Annotated in this window: 13 protein-coding genes; 9 read left to right on the top strand and 4 right to left on the bottom strand. The window is 69.1% G+C overall.

Translation table 11 applies throughout. From position 1 onward, the window contains the following. Positions 1-49: 49 nt before the first annotated feature. Genes pcaC through pobA form a run of 6 tightly spaced genes read left to right on the top strand, consistent with a single transcriptional unit; the run spans position 50 to position 4,637 of the window. Positions 50-457 (top strand): 4-carboxymuconolactone decarboxylase, encoded by a 408-nt coding sequence (pcaC, locus tag ACEQX1_RS18430; RefSeq protein WP_370193342.1) that lies wholly within the window; start codon positions 50-52, stop codon positions 455-457. Further along, positions 454-1,176, top strand: coding sequence for a protocatechuate 3,4-dioxygenase subunit beta (gene pcaH, locus ACEQX1_RS18425; protein ID WP_370197323.1), 723 nt, complete (start codon positions 454-456; stop codon positions 1,174-1,176). The genes pcaC and pcaH overlap by 4 nt, the downstream gene beginning before the upstream one ends. Further along, positions 1,176-1,802 (top strand): protocatechuate 3,4-dioxygenase subunit alpha, encoded by a 627-nt coding sequence (gene pcaG / locus ACEQX1_RS18420; RefSeq protein WP_370193343.1) that lies wholly within the window; start codon positions 1,176-1,178, stop codon positions 1,800-1,802. Before pcaH ends, pcaG begins: the two co-directional genes overlap by 1 nt. A gap of 17 nt (positions 1,803-1,819) precedes the next feature. Then, positions 1,820-2,677, top strand: coding sequence for a CoA transferase subunit A (locus ACEQX1_RS18415; protein WP_370193344.1), 858 nt, complete (start codon positions 1,820-1,822; stop codon positions 2,675-2,677). Further along, the gene (locus ACEQX1_RS18410) at positions 2,677-3,459 is read left to right on the top strand and encodes a CoA-transferase subunit beta (protein WP_370197321.1); all 783 of its coding nucleotides are present in this window, start codon (positions 2,677-2,679) and stop codon (positions 3,457-3,459) included. The genes ACEQX1_RS18415 and ACEQX1_RS18410 overlap by 1 nt, the downstream gene beginning before the upstream one ends. Then, on the top strand, positions 3,456-4,637 hold the full coding sequence (gene pobA / locus ACEQX1_RS18405; protein WP_370193346.1) for a 4-hydroxybenzoate 3-monooxygenase: 1,182 nt from the start codon (positions 3,456-3,458) through the stop codon (positions 4,635-4,637). Before ACEQX1_RS18410 ends, pobA begins: the two co-directional genes overlap by 4 nt. A gap of 15 nt (positions 4,638-4,652) precedes the next feature. On the opposite strand, the gene ACEQX1_RS18400 is transcribed toward pobA, so the two are convergent. Beyond that, positions 4,653-5,540 (bottom strand): rhodanese-related sulfurtransferase, encoded by an 888-nt coding sequence (locus tag ACEQX1_RS18400; RefSeq protein WP_370197319.1) that lies wholly within the window; start codon positions 5,538-5,540, stop codon positions 4,653-4,655. Between the two features lie 176 nt (positions 5,541-5,716). Here ACEQX1_RS18400 and ACEQX1_RS18395 point away from each other — a divergent pair, with 176 nt between their 5' ends. From ACEQX1_RS18395 to ACEQX1_RS18385, 3 genes are all read left to right on the top strand, one after another. Next, positions 5,717-7,099, top strand: a complete 1,383-nt coding sequence (locus tag ACEQX1_RS18395) for a hypothetical protein (RefSeq protein ID WP_370197317.1) — start codon at positions 5,717-5,719, stop codon at positions 7,097-7,099. A 192-nt stretch (positions 7,100-7,291) separates the two neighbouring features. Further along, entirely contained in the window at positions 7,292-8,824 is a 1,533-nt protein-coding gene (locus ACEQX1_RS18390; protein WP_370193350.1) for a YifB family Mg chelatase-like AAA ATPase, read from the top strand. Positions 8,825-8,831: 7 nt separating this feature from the next. Continuing rightward, the gene (locus tag ACEQX1_RS18385) at positions 8,832-9,434 is read left to right on the top strand and encodes a trans-aconitate 2-methyltransferase (RefSeq protein ID WP_370193349.1); all 603 of its coding nucleotides are present in this window, start codon (positions 8,832-8,834) and stop codon (positions 9,432-9,434) included. A 328-nt stretch (positions 9,435-9,762) separates the two neighbouring features. Here the strand turns inward: ACEQX1_RS18385 and pheT are convergent, their stop codons facing one another. The 3 genes from pheT to pheS all read right to left on the bottom strand — a co-directional run bounded on the left by pheT (position 9,763) and on the right by pheS (position 13,882). Next, positions 9,763-12,177, bottom strand: coding sequence for a phenylalanine--tRNA ligase subunit beta (gene pheT, locus ACEQX1_RS18380; RefSeq protein ID WP_370197315.1), 2,415 nt, complete (start codon positions 12,175-12,177; stop codon positions 9,763-9,765). 120 nt (positions 12,178-12,297) lie between these two features. Beyond that, a complete protein-coding gene (locus ACEQX1_RS18375) occupies positions 12,298-12,711 on the bottom strand; it encodes a hypothetical protein (protein WP_024349587.1) in 414 nt (137 codons plus the stop codon). A gap of 85 nt (positions 12,712-12,796) precedes the next feature. Continuing rightward, positions 12,797-13,882: a phenylalanine--tRNA ligase subunit alpha gene (gene pheS / locus ACEQX1_RS18370; protein ID WP_370196144.1), complete on the bottom strand. Its 1,086-nt coding sequence runs from the start codon at positions 13,880-13,882 to the stop codon at positions 12,797-12,799. Positions 13,883-13,971 lie beyond the last annotated feature (89 nt).

Raw genomic sequence — 13,971 nt, 5'->3', positions numbered from 1 at the left:
CAGGCGGCTGATAGTGAACGGGTTGAGCTGACGGAGACCGGGAGGAACCATGCAGCAGGACCCCAGCGAGCGCTACCAGGCGGGCATGAGAGTACGCCGTGCCGTGCTCGGCGACGCCCATGTCGATCGCGCCCAGCGCCAGAGCGACGGGTTCGACGCGCCCTTCCAGAGCTTCATCACCGAGGGCGCCTGGGGCACGGTCTGGTCGCGGCCGCACTTCACCCATCGCGAACGCTCCATCGTCACCATCGCGCTCCTGGCCGCGCTCGGCCAGGACGACGAGGTCGCCATGCATGTGCGCGCCACGGCCAATACCGGCGCGACCCGCGAGGACGTTCTGGAAGCGCTGCTGCACGTCGCCGTCTATGCCGGCGTGCCGGCCGCCAACCACGCCATCAAGATCGCCAAGTCGGTCTATGCCGCGATCGACAAGGCCGCGGAGGCAGGCCCCGCATGAGCGGCGGATCCTTCTTCCAGCGCGACCGCAACTGGCACCCGGCCGCCTATACGCCCGGCTACAAGACGAGCGTCACCCGCTCGCCGCAGAAGGCGCCGATCTCGCTCGACAACACCGTCTCGGAGATGACCGGCCCGGTCTTCGGCCACGACCTGATCGGCGAGACCGACAACGACCTCCTGCGCAATTTCGCCCATGGCGGCGAGCCGATCGGCCAGCGCATCATCGTCCATGGCCGGGTGCTCGACGAGACCGGCAGGGGCGTTCCCGGCGCGCTGCTGGAATTCTGGCAGGCCAATGCGGGCGGGCGTTACCGGCACAAGAAGGAAACCTATCTGGCGCCGCTCGATCCGAATTTCGGCGGCTGCGGACGCACCCTCACCGATGCCGACGGCAGCTACCGCCTGCGCACCATCAAGCCCGGCGCCGATCCCTGGCCGAACGGCGTCAATGACTGGCGGCCGGCCCATATCCATTTCTCGGTCTTCGGCCACGGCTTTGCCCAGCGGCTGATCACCCAGATGTATTTCGAGGGCGATCCGCTGATCTGGCGCTGCCCGATCGTCGCGACGATCCCCGACCGGGCTGCGGTCGAACGGCTGATCGCGCCGCTCGACATGAACAATGCCGTGCCGATGGACAGCCGCGCCTATCGCTTCGACATCGTCCTGCGCGGGCGCCGGTCGACCCTGTTCGAGAACCGGACGGAGGGCAATTGATGGTCCAGCCGCTTCCCTATCTGAAGGAATCGCCGTCGCAGACCGCCGGGCCTTACGTCCATATCGGCTGCACGCCGAACTACAGCGGCATCGAGGGCGTCTATGCCGAGGATCTCGGCGCCCGCATGGTCGACGCCGAGACGCAAGGCGAGCGCATCCGCATCGTCGGCCGCGTCTTCGACGGCGTCGGCACCGCGCTGAAGGACGCCCTGGTCGAGATCTGGCAGGCCGATGCGCAGGGGCTCTATCCCGGCCCGTCCGAGACCCGCGGCACCGCCGATCCGCATTTTGCCGGCTTCGGCCGCTCGCCCGGCGACATGACCACCGGCGAGTTCGTCTTCGAGACCATCAAGCCGGGCAAGGTCCCGTTCAAGGATGGCCGCCCCCAGGCGCCGCATGTGACGGTCTGGATCGTCGCGCGCGGCATCAATCTCGGCTTGCACACCCGCATGTATTTCGGCGACGAGGAGACGGCCAATGCGGCCGATCCGGTGCTGGCGCGCATCGAGCACCGCGCGCGGGTCCAGACGCTGATCGCGCCGCGCACGCAGGAGGGCGACGTGCCGACCTATCGGTTCGACATCCACCTGCAGGGTGAGAACGAGACGATCTTCTTCGACATCTGACGGCTGCAAAGAGATCCATGGCACAGTTCAAGACACTGAAAGACGCCGTCGCCGACAATCTGCGGCCCGGCGACATCGCGGCCTTCGAGGGCTTCACCCATCTCATCCCCCATGCGGCCGCCCATGAGGTGATCCGCCAGGGGATCGGCAACCTGACCCTCGTGCGGCTGACGCCCGACCTCGTCTACGACCAGCTCGTCGGCTGCGGCCTCGTGAAGAAGATGATCTTCTCCTATCTCGGCAATCCCGGCGTCGGCCTGCTGCGGCGCGTGCGCGACGCGGTGGAGAACGGCGTGCCGCAGGCGCTGGAACTGGAGGAACACTCCCACGCCGCGCTCGCCAATGCCTATGAGGCGGGCGCCGCCGGCCTGCCGATGGCGGTGTTCCGCGGCTACAAGGGCGCCGGGCTGAAGGCGGTCAATGCGAACATCCGCTCGGTCACCTGCCCCTTCACCGGCGAGGAACTGGCCGCCGTTCCCGCGATCCGACCGGACGTCACCTTCATCCATGCCCAGAAGGCCGACCGGAAGGGCAATGTCCTGATCGAGGGCATTCTCGGCGTCCAGAAGGAGGCGGTGCTGGCGGCCAGACGCGCCGTCATCACCGTGGAGGAGATCGTCGACGATTTCGACGACGCCCATCCGAACCTCACCATCCTGCCGCACTGGACGATCAGCGCGATTGCCCATGTGCCCGGCGGCGCCCATCCGTCCTATGCCCGCGGCTACTACGGCCGCGACAATGCGGCCTATGTCGAATGGGACGAGATCGCCGCGGACATGGACCGGTTCAGGGCCTGGATCGAGACCCATGTCATGCAGGCCGGGCCGGAGGATTTCGCCGGCCGCGTCGAGACGCTGAAGGGGAAGATGTGATGGCGAGTGCGGACTTCACGCCCGACGAGATGATGACCATCGCCGCCGCGCGGGCGCTGTCGAACGACGACGTCTGCTTCGTCGGCATCGGCGCGCCCTCGGCCGCCTGCAACGTCGCCCGGCTCACCCATGCGCCGGACATCACCCTGATCTACGAGAGCGGCACCATCGCCACGGCGCCGAGCGTCCTGCCCCTGTCCATCGGCGACGGCGAACTCTGCGAGACGGCGCTGACCACCGTCTCTGTGCCGGAGATGTTCCGCTACTGGCTGCAGGGCGGCCGCATCTCCATCGGCTTCCTCGGCGCGGCGCAGCTCGATCCCTTCGGCAATATCAACACCACGGTGATCGGCGACTACGCCTATCCGAAGACCCGCCTGCCCGGCGGCGGCGGCGCGCCGGAGATCGCCTCGTCCTGCGGCGAGGTGTTCATCACCATGAAGCAGACGAAGCGCGGCATGGTGAAGGCGATCGACTTCTTCACTTCCTTCGGCCACGGCAAGGGCGGCTCGGACCGCCAGGACCTCGGCATCACCACCAGGGGGCCGACGCTGCTGGTCACCGACATGGCAGTCTGGCGGCCGAACCCGCAGACGAAGGAATTCGAGGTCAATTCCATCCACCCGGGCGCCTCGCGCGAGGCGATCGCCGCGAGCTGCGACTGGGACGTCGTCTATGCGGCCGATGTCGGCGAGACGCCGCCGCCGACCGAACTGGAGCTCTCCACCCTGCGCGAGATCAAGGCCCGCACCGCGGCCGCACATCGGCGGAACGCCGCGTGACGACGACCCGCACCCGCGTCGCCATCATCGGCGGTGGCCCGGCCGGCCTGCTGCTCGCGCTCATCCTGCACCGCGCCGGCATCGAGAGCGTCGTCCTGGAGCGCAAGAGCCGCGACTACGTCCTGTCGCGCATTCGCGCCGGCGTCCTCGAACAGGGCACCACGGATCTCCTGCGCACCGTCGGCCTCGGCGCGCGGATGGACCGCGAGGGGCTCGTCCATGACGGCTTCGACATCGCCTGGCGCGGCGAGATGCTGCATGTCGACCTGCGCGAACTGACCGGCGGCAAGACCGTCACAGTCTATGGCCAGACCGAGGTGACCCACGATCTCTACGACGCCCTCGACGAGGCCGGCGTGCCGGTCGTCCACGAGGTCGAGGACGTCACGCCCCAGGACATCACCGGCAACGCCCCCTTCGTCACCTACCGCACGCGCGACGGCGAACAGCGGCTGGAATGCGACTTCATCGCGGGCTGCGACGGCTTCCACGGCGTCTGCCGACAGGCGATCCCCGCCGCCAGCATCGAGACCTTCGAGCGGGTCTATCCCTTCGCCTGGCTCGGTGTCCTGTCCCGCACGCCGCCGATCCAGGAAGAGCTGATCTACGCCAATCACAGCCGCGGCTTTGCGCTGTGCTCGCTGCGCAATCCGCAGCTCTCGCGCTATTACATCCAGTGCGATGCCGACGACGATGTCGCCAACTGGCCGGACGAGCGCTTCTTCGACGAATTGCAGGCGCGGCTGCCCTCCGCGGTCGCCGGCAATCTGGTGCGCGGGCCGTCGATCGAGAAGTCGCTGGCGCCGCTGCGCTCCTTCGTCGCCGAGCCGATGCGCTACGGCCGGATGTTCCTCGCGGGCGACGCCGCCCATATCGTGCCGCCGACCGGCGCCAAGGGGCTCAACCTGGCGGTCTCCGACATCCATTACCTGTCGCGCGCCCTGATCGCCCATTATCTCGACAAGGATGACGGCCTGCTCGACGCCTATTCCGAGACCGCGCTGGCGCGGGTGTGGAAGGCCGAGCGCTTCTCCTGGTGGTTCACCTCGATGATCCACCGTTTCGAGGAGCATGGCGCCTTTTCGCAGCGGATCCAGGAGGCGGAATTCGACTATCTAGCCGATTCCGAGGCGGCGCAGACATCGCTTGCCGAGAATTATGTGGGGCTGCCCTTCTGACGGCCGGCGGGCCGCTCAGCCGCGCCCGGTCTCCCGCATGATCTGCCGCTGCCGCTCGCGCAGCGACGCGGCCTTTTCCTCGGTCAGCCGGTCGATGCAATGGGCGCAGGAGACCCCCTCCTCGAAGGCCGGGTCGGCGCGCTCTTCCGGCGACAGCGGCTGGCCGCAGCCATAGCAGGCGGTCCAGTCCGTCTGCGCCAGGCCGTGGCCGACGGCGACGCGGCCGTCGAAGACGTAGCAGTCGCCCTCCCAGCGGCTGTCTTCCTGCGGCACGTCCTCGAGATATTGCAGGATGCCGCCCTTGAGGTGGAAGACGCTCTCGAACCCCTTGGACAGCATGTAGGCCGAGGCCTTCTCGCAGCGGATGCCGCCGGTGCAGAACATCGCCACCTTGCGGTGCTCGGCCGGGTCGAGCGCTGTCTCCACATAGGTCTTGAAGTCGGTGAAGCTGTCGATCGCCGGATCCACCGCGCCGGCAAAGCCGCCGACCTTGGTCTCGTAGCGATTGCGGGTGTCGAGGACGAGCACCTCCGGATCGTCGATCAGGGCGTTCCAGTCGGAAGGGGCGACATAGGTGCCGACGCGCCGGGAGGGGTCGGCCTCGGGCGCCCGCATGGTGATGATCTCGGGCCGGATGCGCACCTTGGTGCGGGCAAAGGGCCAGTCCTCGGCCGCCGAGAATTTCAACTCGCCGCGGCCGATGCCGCAGCGCCGGTCGAGATGCGCGACCATCGTCGCCACGCCGTCCTGCGGCCCCGCCAGCGTGCCGTTGATCCCCTCCGGGGCGATGAGGATCGTGCCGCGCGTCCCGGTGTCGGCGCACAAGGCGGCAAGCTCGGCCTTCAGCGCGGGAAGGTCGTCGAGCGTGACAAAACGATAGAAGGTGGCGACGGTCAGGGGCATGGCGCGTCATACCGCCGGTCTGCCCGCGTGACAAACCCCCGCCGCCCCGCGCCGCTCCCCGATCCCCAGGCGACGATCCGGTGCAAATCTCGCCGGCGAGACGTGACGCGCCGCCCGGGAATGCTAAGACAGAGGGAGTTTCCCGCCGCCTCGTCCCTCCGCGGAGTTCGCAAGCGTTGATCGACCGTCTCATCGGTGTCGTTCTGATCGTCACGGGCGTCGCCATCCTTCTGCGCGAATGGGTGGGCAGCGCGGGCGCAGGGCTGGTCGCGGCCGCCGGCATCCTCGTCTTCCTGGTTCTCGCCACGCCGCGGGCGCCCTGGTCGCGCCAGGCCTTCGTGGCGCTCGGCCTCGGCCTCGTCGCCATCGCCCTCTTCACCCGTGCCGACTGGCTCGCCATCACGATAAAGGGGCTCGAACAGGGCGGCTTCATCGCGGCCTTCTTCATCGCGCTCGCCTCGCTGCGCGGTCCCGCCGCCGCCTCGCCGGCGATCGAGCGATGCGGGCAGTATCTCGCCAGCCAGCCGCCCGGCAAACGCTATCTGGCGCTGACCACCGGCGGCCATCTCTTCGCGCTGATCCTCAGCTACGGCGCGATCTCGCTTTTGGGCGGGCTGACCGAAAGCATCGCCAGCCGCGAGCCCAATGCCGAGATCCGCGAGATCCGCAACCGGCGCATGCTGCTGGCGATCCAGCGCGGCTTCGTCGCCTCGCTCACCTGGTCGCCGCTGGCCTTCGCCATGGCCATCTCCACCTCGGTCATTCCCGGCTCGTCATGGAGCGGGGCGGCCGTCTTCGCGATCTTCAACGCGGCCCTCGTCACCTTCATCGGCTGGGCGCTGGACACCTATTTCAAGCCGAAGCTGACCCAGCCGGCGCCGGCACGGCGCGACCCGATCGGCGGCTGGCGCGACCTGAAGCCGCTCTTGGCGCTGCTCGTCCTGCTCTTTTCGGGCGTCGCGGTACTGGAGCTTCTGACCGGGCTGCGGGTGATCGCGGTGGTGATGCTGCTGGTGCCGACCATCGCCATCGGCTGGATCGTCATCCAGTCCCGCGGCGAGAGCGGAACGGCGGCGCGCACCGCCACGCGGCTGAAGCGGCTAGCCCTCATCGACATCCCCTCCTTCCAGTCCGAGCTGATCCTCCTGGTCATGGCCGGCTTCATCGGTGCCACCGGCGGCGAGTTGCTGCAGCCGCTGATCGCCGATCAGGCCCTGGCGCTGGACGCCATCCCGGTCTCGGTGATCCTTGTCGCCATCGTCTGGATCATCCCCCTGCTCGGCCAGCTCGGCATGAACCCGATCCTGTCGGTATCGCTGCTGGCGCCCCTGCTGCCGTCGGCCGCCGCCATGGGCGTGTCGCCGAATGTCGTGGTCGTCGCGCTGACCGCCGGCTGGGCGCTCACCGGCGCCTCCTCGCCCTTCACGGCGACGACGCTGCTGATCGGCCGGCTCGGCCATACCAGCGCCTTCCGCGTCGGGGTGGTCTGGAACGGCGGCTTCATGGTGGCGGGCCTGCTGGCCCTGTCGGCCACCGTCTTTCTCATGGCGCAGCTTTGAGCCCCGCGCGGCGCGCGCCATCTGCTTGACGCGTTAACGATGGCTTAACCATCAAGCCGTCGCTGGGCGGCGACTCACTCTGGCGCCGATTTGTTTCTGTCCTGTTCTTGTTTCATTCCGATTTCCATGCTTACCTAACGTCGCTTTCCGGCAAAATGAGTGGGCCGGAGTTCATCACGAGGGGTGGTGGCGATGGTATCGCGGGTCAAGACGGTGGCGTTTCAGGGCATCGAGGCGATTCCCGTCGACGTGCAGGTGATGGTGGCGCCGGGCAAGGTCGGCATCCAGGTCGTCGGCCTGCCGGACAAGGCGGTGGCCGAGAGCCGCGAGCGCGTCCAGGCCGCCCTGCATGCCTCGGGCCTGTCGATGCCGCCCAAGAAGGTGACCGTCAATCTCGCCCCCGCCGACCTGCCCAAGGAGGGCAGCCATTACGACCTGCCGATCGCGCTCGGCCTGATGGCGGCACTCGGCGCGATCCCGTCCGATGCGCTGGCCGGCTATGTCGTCTTGGGCGAACTCTCCCTCGACGGCATGACCACCGCGGTCGCCGGGGCGCTGCCCGCGGCAATGGGCGCCAATGCCATCGGCCTCGGCCTGATCTGCCCGGCCGAGAGCGGCGCGGAGGCGGCCTGGGCGAGCCAGGACATGGACATCGTCGCCGCCCGCAGCCTGATCCAGATCGCCAATCATTTCCGCGGCACGCAGATCATCGCCCGGCCGGAGCCGGCCATCCGGGCCGCGCCGTCCGACCTGCCGGACCTTGCCGAGATCAAGGGCCAGATCGTCGCCAAGCGGGCGCTGGAGATCAGCGCGGCGGGCGGCCACAATCTCCTGATGGTCGGACCGCCCGGTTCGGGCAAGTCGATGCTGGCGCAGCGCCTGCCGTCGATCCTGCCGGCGCTGACGCCGCGCGAACTCCTCGAAGTGTCGATGATCGCCTCGATCGCCGGGGAATTGTCCGGCGGCAAGCTGTCGGATCGCCGTCCGTTCCGCGCGCCGCATCATTCGGCCTCGATGGCGGCGATGGTCGGCGGCGGCCTGAGGGCGCGGCCCGGTGAGGTCTCGCTCGCCCATCGCGGCATCCTCTTCCTCGACGAATTCCCCGAATTCTCGCCGGTCGTGCTGGATTCCCTGCGCCAGCCGCTGGAGGCCGGCGAAAGCGTCATCGCCCGGGCCAATCACCGGGTCACCTACCCGGCCAAGATGCAGCTCGTCGCCGCGATGAATCCCTGCCGGTGCGGCATGGCGGGAGAGCCGGGCCGCAGCTGTGCCCGTGGCCCGCGCTGCGCCGCCGACTACCAGGCCCGCATCTCCGGCCCGCTGATGGACCGGATCGACATCCGCGTCGACGTGCCTGCGGTGACGGCCGCCGACCTGATCAGGCCGCAGCCGGCGGAATCCTCGGCCGACGTCATGGCGCGCGTCGCCGCCGCCCACGCCCTGCAGACGGAGCGCTACGAGAGCCTCGGCCTGCCCGGCTCGACCCGCAACTCCCATTGTCCGGCCGCCCTGATCGAAAGCGTCGCCGAGCCCGACCGGGAGGGCCAGCGTCTCCTGCAGGACGCGGCGGAACAGATGCGCTTCTCCGCCCGCGCCTATCACCGCATCCTCAAGGTCGCGCGCACCCTCGCCGATCTCGACGGCGACGACATGGTCCGGCGCATCCATCTGGCCGAGGCGATCTCCTACCGCATGGCCGGCGAGCGACTGGCCGCCGCGGCATGACGGCGACATGAGCGCGGAGCTGCACCCCGCCGTTGCGGGCTACGACATCATCGCCGACCGCTTCGAGGCCGCGCGCCGGCTGAAGCCCTGGGAGCCGCCCTTCTACGCGCAACTGGCGGCGGCGCTACCGTCCGGGGCGCGGCTCTTGGATTGCGGCTGCGGTACCGGTCACGCGGGGCTGGCGCATCTTCTGGAGGCCGGCATCTCGGTCACCGCCCTCGACGGCTCGGCCGCCATGCTGGCGCATTTCCGGCGGGCCTACCCGCAGGTGCGGACCATCCTGTGCGACATGCGGGCCTATCTCCCGGCCGTGTCCTTCGATGCAATCGTCGCCTGGGACAGCTTCTTTCATCTGGACCATGGCGACCAGACCGCGATGATGGGCCGCTTCGCCGCCTGGCTGCGTCCCGGCGGCTGGCTGCTGTTCACCAGCGGACCGTCCCATTCGAGCGTCCGCGACACGATGTTCGACGTGCCCTTCGCCTATGCCAGCTACTCCGATGCCGGTTACCGGGTGCTCCTGGCGGAGGCCGGCTTCACCGTCCGCATGGCGGTCTTCGACGAGCCGCAGGGTGCCATCCATAAGGTCTGGATGGCGCAGAAGACCTGATGCAGTTCGAGGTCTATTAAGGCGTGAATACGGACGCCGCCGGGCCACCGGCACCCGCGAGGCGGCTGCGACGCCACAGCCGCAATAACAGAGCCCCTTTCAGGCAGCCCCGCCAAAGCGGGCCGCCGCCCGGTGGCGAACGCCCGCACGTTGCTCCGGCAGCGCCATGTCCCCTCGACGGGCAGTGCACTCCATCAACGCGCGTCATCCTCGGGTTCAACCCGAGGACCCATGCCCCAGCGCCGATGCGGCCCGCTCCACAGCAGAACCACACGCCGCCGCCCGACAGCAACGCGCGCCGAGTGCGCCCGCCGGACGCTCCGGACGGTTACGCTCGCAGCGTGCCGCCGGTGGCTTTTTCGACCTGTGCGACGATCTTGGCCGACACCGCCTCCAGATCCTCTTCGGTCAGGGTCCGCTCGACCGGATTGAGGGTGACTTCCAGCGCCACCGACTTGCGGTTCTCGCCGAGCGCCGCGCCGGTGAAGACGTCGAAGACGCGGACCTCGCCGACCAGCTTGCGGTCAGCGCCCTCGGCGGCGCGCACCAGCTTCAGCGCGTCCACGTCGCTATCGACGACGAAGGCGAAGTCGCGGCGCACCGGCTGGAAGGCCGACAGGGCCAGCACCGGCTTGGTGCGGGTCGCCTTGCGCTTGGGCGTCGGGATCGCGTCGAGAAACACCTCGAAGCCGCAATGCGGTCCCGATGCATCCAGCGTCTTCAGCGTCCTGGGGTGGAATTCGCCGAACTCCGCCAGCACCACCTTCGGCCCCAGCTTGATCCGGCCGGAGCGGCCCGGATGGTACCAGTCGCTCGCCGGCGCCTCGATCATCAGCCGGTCGACCGGCGCGCCGGCGGCCTCCAGCGCCGCGATGGCGTCGGCCTTGGCGTCGTACACCGAGACGGCGGAGGCATTGCCGTTCCACGACCGGCCGCCGCCGGACATGATGGCGGTGCCGCGGCGCAGGCCGCCGGCGACGCGCAGCTGGCCGTCCGGCTCGTCCGAGCGGTAGATCGCCGCCACCTCGAACAGCGCCGTATCGCCATGGCCGCGGGCGGCGTTGCGCGCCGCCGCCGCGATCAGGCCCGGCAGCAGCGAGGGACGCATGTCCGACATGTCCGCCGAGATCGGGTTTTCCAGCTTCAGCGCCGCCGCGCCGCCGCCAAAGGCCACTGCGTGGCTCTCGGCAATGAAGCTGTAGCTCACCGTCTCCACCATGCCTCGGGCGGCCAGCGCCCGGCGCGCGGCGCGGTCGCGGATCTGCGGCACGGTGAGGATGCGTCCGCCAACGGCACCGGCTGAGGGCAGCGGCTGCGGCGCGATCGTGTCGACGCCGACGAGGCGCATGACTTCCTCGACGAGATCGGCCTTGCCGTCGATGTCCGGGCGCCAGCTCGGGCTGACGACGCTGGCGGTCTCGCCGTCCGGCAACACGGCAAAGCCGAGGCTTTCCAGAATGGCGACCTGCCGGTCGCGGTCCACCTGGATGCCGGTCAGGCGCTCGGTCTCGGTGAAGGGCAGGACGATGGGCGCCGGCGCCGGCGTGGTGCTCTCGACGACGACGCGGCGCGATGGCGTGCCGCCGCACAGATCGAGGACGAGACGCGTCGCCAGATCGAGGCCCGGCTCCATGAAGTCGGGATCGACGCCGCGCTCGAAGCGGTAGCGCGCATCGGTGATGATGCCGAGGCTGCGGCCGGTGCGGGCGATGGCGCGCGGGTCCCAAAGCGCCGATTCGATCAGGACGTCGGTCGTCGCCGCATCGCAGCCCGAATGCTCGCCGCCCATGATGCCGGCGATGGATTCGACGCCGTTGTCGTCGGCGATGACGCACATGCCGGCCGACAGCGCGTAGGTCCGCTCGTCGAGGGCCAGAACCTCCTCGCCGTCGCGGGCATCGCGCACGACGAGGCCGCCGGCGACCTTGGCGGCGTCGAAGACGTGCAGCGGGCGACCGCGGTCGAAGGTGACGTAATTGGTGATGTCGACGAGCGCGTTGATCGGGCGCAGGCCGATCGCCTTCAGCCGCTTCTGCATCCATTCCGGCGAGGCGCCGTTGGCGACGCCCGAGACCTTGCGCAGGGCAAAGCCGGTGCAGGTCGCGCTTTCCACCGACAGGGCGACGGGGCAGTCGCCCTCGCCCTCGATGCGCTCGGGCGCGGCGGTCTTCAGCGTTCCCATGCCCGAGGCGGCCAGATCGCGGGCGATGCCGGCGACACCGGTGGCGTCGGGCCGGTTCGGCGTCAGGTTGATCTCGATGACCGGGTCGGCGAGGTCGGCATAATCGGCAAAGCGCGTGCCCACCGGCGCGTCCGCGGCGAGATCGATGATGCCGTCATGGCTGTCGGACAGCTCCAGCTCGCGCTCGGAGCACATCATGCCGTGGGATTCGACGCCCCGGATGCGGCCGATCGACAGGGTGGTGTCGATGCCCGGCACATAGGTGCCCGGCGTCGCCAGGACGCCGACCATCCCGGCCCGCGCATTCGGCGCACCGCAGACCACCTGCAGCGGCTTGCCGTCATTGACCTCGGGGCCGGCATCGACGCTCAGCACCTGCAGCTTGTCGGCGTCCGGGTGGCGCTCGGCGCTCAGGACACGGGCGATGCGGAAGGGCGCGAAGACGGCGCGGTCGTCGACGGCCTCGACCTCGAGGCCGATCATGGTCAGGCGTTCGCAGATCTCGGCCAGCGAGGCGTCGGTGTCGAGATGGTCCTTGAGCCAGGAAAGCGTGAATTTCATCGGTTCGGTTCAGTCTCGTTGCGGACGGGCCGATCGGCCGTGGGAAATGCGCCGGATGGCTGCGGGGCCGCGGCGCGCGTGTCTTCGCCGGGGCGCCTGCAGGCGCTCCGGCCACGGGGCTCAGAAATCGTCGCGCCGCTTCGGCCCGGCGATGTCGTCGGCGACGCCCTGCGCCAGCGCCGTGGCATGGACGAAGCGATAGGTCAGCAGGGCGACGATGGCAAAGACGACGTAGAGGACGAGCAGCGTGCCCCAGGGCAGCAGCGAATCGAAGCCGAAGCGGTCGAGGATCGCCGGCAGGCCGACACCGGTGAAGAACGAGGCCAGCGCCGCCGGGGTCTGGGACATGGAGCGGTAGTAGAAGGCGAAGAGGCCGACCGTCACCAGCGCCACGACGATACGGCCGGGCGAGGCCAGGAGCGCGAAGAAGCTCGTGTCGGCAAACAGCCAGCTGGCGAAGTCGAGCGCCAGGAGGCCGATGACCGCGCCGGCCACGACGGCAATCACTTCGAGGACGGTCATGCGTGCCGACATGGCGAAGGCTCCTGCTTGCGGGTGGACAGTCAACTCGGAACGACGCGCCGCAGGTCCGAAAAGGACACGGCGGCGGTCATCAATGTCACGTCGACAGGCCGCCGAACAGGGTCGGCATGTCGAGCGGGCGGAAGCCGTAATGCTCCAGCCAGCGCACGTCGGAATCGAAGAAGGCGCGCAGATCCGGCATGCCGTATTTCAGCATGGCGATGCGGTCGATGCCCATGCCCCAGGCAAAGCCCTGATACTCGTCCGGGTCGAGCCCGCCATGGCGCAGCACGTTCGGATGCACCATGCCGCAGCCCAGGATCTCCATCCAGTCCGAGCCCTCGCCGAAGCGCACCTCGCCCGGGTTCGACCGGTCGCACTGGATGTCGACCTCGAGGCTCGGCTCGGTGAAGGGGAAGTAGGACGGCCGGAAGCGCATGTTCAGCGACGGCACCTCGAAGAACGCCTTGCAGAACTCCTCCAGCACCCATTTCATGTTCGCCACATTGGCGGTCTTGTCGATGACGAGACCCTCGACCTGGTGGAACATCGGCGAATGGGTCGCGTCGGAATCCTGCCGGTAGGTGCGGCCAGGAATGACGATGCGCAGCGGCGGCTTCGTCGTTTCCATGGTGCGGATCTGCACCGGCGAGGTGTGGGTGCGCAGCACCTTGCGCTCGCCCGCAGCGTCCGGCTTCAGGAAGAAGGTGTCGTGCATCTCGCGGGCCGGATGGCCCTCGGGAAAGTTCAGCGCCGTGAAATTGTAGTGGTCGGTCTCGATGTCCGGCCCTTCGGCGATGGCGAAACCCATATCGGCGAAGATCGCGGTGATCTCGTCGATGACCTGGCTGATCGGGTGAATGCGGCCGCGGGCGGCGGGGCTGGGGCGCACCGGCAGGGTCACGTCGACCCGCTCGGCGGCGAGGCGCACGGCGATCGCGGCGTCGGCGAGTTCCTCGCGGCGGGCGTTGATCAGCGCCAGGGCGCGATCGCGCAGGCCGTTCAGCTTCGGGCCTTCGACGCGGCGCTCGTCGGGGCTCATCTTGCCGAGACCCTTCAGGAGCTCGGAGATGCGGCCCTTCTTGCCGAGCTCGGCGACGCGGATCGCCTCCAGCTGCGCCTCGTCGGCGGCGGCCGCGACCTGTTCGGAGAGATGGGCTTCCAGTGCCTGAAGATCGCTCATCCGTTGCTCCCATACTGCTTGCGTAGGCCGGACGACCGTGCGCCGAAGGTCCCCGCGCGACATGCGCCCGGACCGCGGCCCGATCGGAC

Origin of the sequence: Aurantimonas sp. (assembly GCF_964217435.1) — a bacterium.
GTDB classification, from domain to species: Bacteria; Pseudomonadota; Alphaproteobacteria; order Rhizobiales; family Rhizobiaceae; genus Aurantimonas; species Aurantimonas coralicida.
The sequence above is the reverse complement of the archived record's forward strand: the minus strand, read 5'-3'. Positions and strand labels throughout refer to the sequence as shown.